This is a genomic window from Pseudomonas sp. NBRC 111119 (assembly GCF_001320125.1).
Classification (GTDB): Bacteria; Pseudomonadota; Gammaproteobacteria; order Pseudomonadales; family Pseudomonadaceae; genus Aquipseudomonas; species Aquipseudomonas parafulva.
In genome coordinates this window covers 1-5,204 of record NZ_BCAV01000025.1, presented here as the reverse complement: position 1 = coordinate 5,204, position 5,204 = coordinate 1, and the positions used below count along the sequence as shown (strand labels likewise).

The following is a 5,204-nucleotide window of genomic DNA, read 5'->3' as shown; positions in this document are numbered from 1 at the left end:
CTCCCACAAGATCGATGCCAGCATTCAGATTTTGTTGAAGACAGTTGCTCCCACAAGGATTGCGCCAACTTGGACATTGTCGAAAACACAAAAAGCGATGTCTAATATGTCACCGCTTACATCGCGTGACGAAGCATCTCCACCACCTGCGCATGCAATGCCGGGTCGCCGCAAGCGACCACGCAGCCGCCCTGTTGTGCGCTGCTGCCATCCCAGGCGGTGATGACGCCGCCGGCACCTTCGATGATGGGCATCAGCGCCTGGACGTCGTAGGGCTGCAAGCTGGCTTCCACAATCACGTCGACGAAGCCCGAGGCCAGCATGCAGTAGGCGTAGCAATCGCCGCCATAGCGCATCAACCGCGCCTGCCCGGCGACGGATTCGAATGCAGCCTTGCGGGCGGCGCTATCGAACATGTCAGGGGTGGTGCACATCAACGTGGCCTGGGCCAGGCTGTCGCAGGCGCGGGTGGCCAGGCGCTTTTCGCCGCTCCAGGCGCCGTCGGGCGTGCCGATGAAGCGTTCACCCGTGAACGGCTGGTTCATCACCCCCACCACCGGGCGCTTGCCATCGTTCAGGGCGATCAGCGTGCCCCATAGCGGCAGGCCAGTGATGAAGGCACGGGTGCCATCGATGGGGTCGAGCACCCAGGTCAGCGGGCTGCTGCCCACCGCTACACCCGCCTCTTCGCCCAGAATGCCGTGGGTGGGGTAGCGCTCCTGGATCAAGGCACGCATGGCGTCTTCAGCGGCCTTGTCGGCCACGGTCACCGGGTCGTACAGGCGCCCGCCCTTGTCCTCGACCGCCAGGCTTGCGCGGAAGTAGGGTTGAATCGCGTCAGCAGCGGCGTCGGCCAGCTGTTCGGCGAAAGCACGGAATTCGCCAATCTGTTCAGCACACAGGGACATGCAGGAGGGCCTCGTGACAGGTGGAAGGCCCGCATCATACCCCACCCGCCCTTCATCGGCATGGGGCGCAGCAGTGCCATCATTGTGGCATTATCGGGCTAGATTTACTCTCAGGCAGTTCGTTGTACTAGGATACCTATCAGGTCCCGCCGCACGCCCAGGATTCGGGCAGCCACCAGCGCGGGGCAGGCTTGTTCCGGACTCATGGACGACACGATGAATACCCACTCGATCTACCCGCAAATCGGCAAAGTCATTGCCAGTACCGGCAGCCGCCATTTCCCCCGCCTGCTGCACGACCTCATCCAGGCCCACCTGTGCATCGATGCCACACAAATCCGCCAGTTGCCGCTCACACCCTGTGAAGGCGCAGGCCTCAGCGAAACCGTGTATTCATCAGCCACCCAGCCCGAGGCCGGCTTCGACGACCCCTCACGCCTGCACCGGATCCGCGGCAGCGGGCCAGCCAGGCTGGAAATTCAGGTACTGCGGGCAGGCTCCACCTATGGTTTCTCCGCATTCGAGCGCAGCCGCCTGGACGCTATCTCCCCGCTGTTGCTGCCCATGCTCGAAAAACACATCCATGCGCTGCAGCCAGCGCCGGGGCGTTCCACCCCCGAAAGCCTGGAGCAACGCTTCATCGACCGCCTGGCCCAGACCGGCCTGAAACTGTCTGAGCGCGAGCGCCAGGTGTGCCTCGGCCTGCTGGCCGGGCGCACCGCCCCCGAGCAGGCTGAGCAGTTGGGCCTGCGGGCCAACACCGTGGAGAGCTACCTGCGCAGGGCAGCCATCAAGCTGGGCATTGGCGGGCGCCACTCACTGATGCGCTGGATGTACGCCCAGCCTTGAGCCACCGGCGGCCCTCAGTCCCGCGCCAGGGCCTCGATCGGGTCCAGGCGCGCGGCATTGCGCGCCGGCACGAAGCCGAACACCACGCCGATCAACGTCGAGCAGGCGAAGGCCATGATGATCGAGCCGGGGGAGAACACCATTTCCCACTGTTTGACGAACAGCTCGAACAAGAACCCCACGCCATACGACAACCCGACCCCTATCACGCCACCCAGCAGGCACACCATCACGGCCTCCACCAGAAACTGCTGGCGAATGTCCACCTGACGCGCCCCCACAGCCATGCGAATACCAATTTCACGGGTACGTTCAGTGACTGAAACCAGCATGATGTTCATCACCCCGATACCGCCCACCACCAGCGAGATCACGGCAATCAGCGACAACAGCAGGGTGAGCGAGCGGCTGGTCTTCTGCACCGTCTGCATGATGCTGTCCAGGTTGTTGGTGAAGAAGTCCTTGGTGCCATGGCGCTGCATCAACACCCGGCTCACCTCCTCTTCCACCCGCTTGCTGGGTACCCCTTCACGCACACGCACGCTGATGCTGTCCAGGTGCCGTTGCCCGAGTACCCGGCCGGCGGCGGTTTCGTAGGGCACCCAGATGTTCAGCTGGTTGCTGGCCACGAACAGGTTCTTGTTGCGCGCCGTTACGCCAATTACCGTGCACGGCAGGTTACCCACCAGAATCACCTGCCCCAGTGGGTCGACGTTGGGGCCGAACAGCCGCTCGCGGGTGTTGTGGTCGATGACCACTACCTGGGCCTGGCGCCGCGCGTCATCGGCGCTGAACACGATGCCAGCCGCCAGCGGGATGTTGCGTACCTGGAAGTAATGCTCGCTGACCCCGTTCAGTTGCACGTCCACGTCCAGGTTGCGGTAGCGCACCAACGTGCCCTGGCCAATCACCGGTGTGGCGCTGTCGACGTAGTACAGCGCGTTCAGCGCCGCCACGTCGGCGGGTACCAGGGTTTCGATGTTGCGCGCGCGGCTGTCGCCAAAGTTGCTGCCTGAATAGACATCGATGGTATTGCTGCCAATGGCCTGGATGTCCTTGAGCACATAGCCCTTGGCCCCCTCGCCGATGGCCGAAATAGACACCACCGAGGTAATACCGATGATGATGCCAAGCATGGTCAGCAGCGTGCGCATGCGGTGGGAAACCAACGCCAGCCAGGCCATCTTGAACGCTTCACGGAACATGCCGAGGCTGGCCAACAGCCGTCGCGCGCCTTGCCCGCTAGGGTGCGCCGTACCTGGCGCTGCCAGCGCAGGCGGCGCGGCGTGTTTGTACCGGTCACTGACAATCTGCCCGTCGCTGACCTCGATGATGCGCTGGGCATGGGCAGCCACCTGCGGGTCGTGGGTCACGAGGATTACCGTATGGCCTGCGCCATGCAGTTCCAGCAGGATGTTCATCACCTCCTTGCCACTGGCGGTGTCCAACGCACCGGTAGGCTCGTCGGCCAGAATCACCTGCCCGCCGTTCATCAGTGCCCTGCAGATGCTCACCCGCTGCTGCTGGCCCCCCGACAATTGGCTGGGGCGATGGCGCAGGTGTTCGCCCAGGCCCAGGCGCGCCAGCAGGTCACGCGCCCGGGCATGGCGTTGGTCCAGGGGCAGGCCGGCGTATACGGCTGGGATTTCGACGTTGTGCAGGGCATCCAGGTGTGGCAGCAGGTGATAGCGCTGGAAGATGAACCCGAAGTGGTCGCGGCGCAGTGCCGCCAGGGCATCGGGGCCCAGCGCACGGGTTTCCTGGCCACCTACCCGGTAACTGCCGGTGGTGGCGTTGTCCAGGCAGCCGAGAATGTTCATCAGAGTCGACTTGCCGGAGCCCGAGGCGCCGATGATCGCCACCAGCTCGCCCCGCTGAATCTGCAAATCGATGCCCTTGAGCGCGAGAAACGCGCGGTCGCCTGCCTGAAAGCTGCGCGTCACCCCCTGTAGACGCAGCAGCGGTTCATCGCACGCGTGGGTAGCGGCCAGGTGCGGGCTGGGTTGCACGTTCATGTTCATGCTCAAGCCCCCGCGTCGCCGGTCACAGGTTCGCCGATCACTACCCGGTCACCCTCCTCCAGCCCTTGGCTGATCTGCACCCGCACGTTGTTGTTGATGCCGGCCTGCACCACGCGCTGTTGCGCAAAGCCCTTGCCATCGAGCACCCGCACCGGGTAGCTGCCATCTGCGTTGCGCACCCCCAGCGCCGCCACCGGCACGGTCAGTACCTGCTCGGCAGTGTCGAGCACGATGTGCACCTGGGCGGTCATGGCGATGCGCAGCCGGTGGTCGGGGTTGGGCACTTCGAACAGCGCGTTGTAGAACACCGCACCGCTGGGTTTACCGCCGGCGGCGTCGGCCTTGTCGGTGCTCTGGGCGTAATGCTGCGGTGCAGGCTCGGTGCCACGCAGCTTGGCGTAGTAGCGTTTGTCTTCGCCCAAAATGGTGAAGTACACAGCCTGCCCCGGGCTGATATGGATCACGTCTGCCTCCGACACCTGCGCCTTGACGGTCATGGTGTCGAGGTTGGCCAGTTTGAGCAGCACCGGTGCCAGCTGGTTGGCGATCACCGTTTGCCCTTGCTGGGTGACGATAGCCACCACATGGCCGGTGATGGGCGCGTTGATACGTGTGTAGCCAAGGTTGACCCGGGCGGTGTCGATTTCCACTCGGGCGCTCTGGATCTGCGCGTCGAGCGAGCGCACGGCCGCCTGCTGCACTTCGTACTCCGCTTCGGCGTTGTCGAAATCCTGGCGGGAGATCGACTGGTCCACCTGCAGCTCGCGGTAGCGCTCGTACACCCGCCGCGCCTGCTTCAGCTGGGCCAGCGCCGAGCGCCGTTGCGCCTGCAGTTTGTCCTCGTCCACCTCGGCCTGGCGCAGGGTATTGCGCAGTACCAGCGGGTCGATTTCGGCCAACCACTGCCCCGCACTGACCTTGTCGCCCAGTTTTACCTTCAGCGACTTCAACTGCCCCGATACCTGCGCCCCTACATCCACCTGCTCGATCCCCTCCAGCACCCCGGTCGCCAGCACAGCGTTTTCAATGTCGCCGCGCTCCACCTGGGCGGTGATGTACTGCGGTGGCTTGGCCGGGGCCTGCACGGCATACAGGCCCAGCCCTGCCACCAGGGCAACGGCCACGCCGATGCCCCACTTGCGTACTGTCTTCTTTTCCATGAACACGCGTTTTCCTCTGTCTCGGGCTATTGGGCCAACTGCGCCGGTTGGCAGGCCTGGCCGTCGTGCCACCAGGCTGCCAGGCTGAATACATCCGGCACTTTCAAAATGCTGAAGTGGTCCCCTGGCGCCTTCCATGACGCCAGTTGTGGCATCAACGCCAGCCACTGGGCCTGCATCTGCTCGTGCTCGTGGGCATTGCCGGCGGCATCCAGGCCAGGGTCGTCCACCAGCACCAGGCGCGCCGGGCCGGTGTAGGCAAGCCC

5 protein-coding genes are annotated in these 5,204 nt (G+C 64.4%); 1 reads left to right on the top strand and 4 read right to left on the bottom strand.

What is annotated here, in order from left to right:
- Positions 1–116: 116 nt before the first annotated feature.
- Positions 117–908 (bottom strand): histidinol-phosphatase, encoded by a 792-nt coding sequence (gene hisN / locus APH25_RS11520; protein ID WP_028634048.1) that lies wholly within the window; start codon positions 906–908, stop codon positions 117–119.
- A 216-nt stretch (positions 909–1,124) separates the two neighbouring features.
- Here hisN and APH25_RS11515 point away from each other — a divergent pair, with 216 nt between their 5' ends.
- Positions 1,125–1,757 carry a LuxR C-terminal-related transcriptional regulator gene (locus APH25_RS11515; RefSeq protein ID WP_060482026.1) on the top strand — a complete coding sequence of 211 codons (633 nt, stop codon included), beginning with the start codon at positions 1,125–1,127 and terminating at the stop codon, positions 1,755–1,757.
- A gap of 14 nt (positions 1,758–1,771) precedes the next feature.
- On the opposite strand, the gene APH25_RS11510 is transcribed toward APH25_RS11515, so the two are convergent.
- The 3 genes from APH25_RS11510 to APH25_RS25680 form a co-directional block, all read right to left on the bottom strand.
- On the bottom strand, positions 1,772–3,778 hold the full coding sequence (locus tag APH25_RS11510) for a MacB family efflux pump subunit (RefSeq protein ID WP_060482025.1): 2,007 nt from the start codon (positions 3,776–3,778) through the stop codon (positions 1,772–1,774).
- 2 nt (positions 3,779–3,780) lie between these two features.
- Positions 3,781–4,938, bottom strand: a complete 1,158-nt coding sequence (gene macA, locus APH25_RS11505) for a macrolide transporter subunit MacA (protein ID WP_060482027.1) — start codon at positions 4,936–4,938, stop codon at positions 3,781–3,783.
- 26 nt (positions 4,939–4,964) lie between these two features.
- The coding region (locus tag APH25_RS25680; protein ID WP_177331171.1) for a hypothetical protein at positions 4,965–5,204 on the bottom strand (240 nt) is incomplete at its 5' end.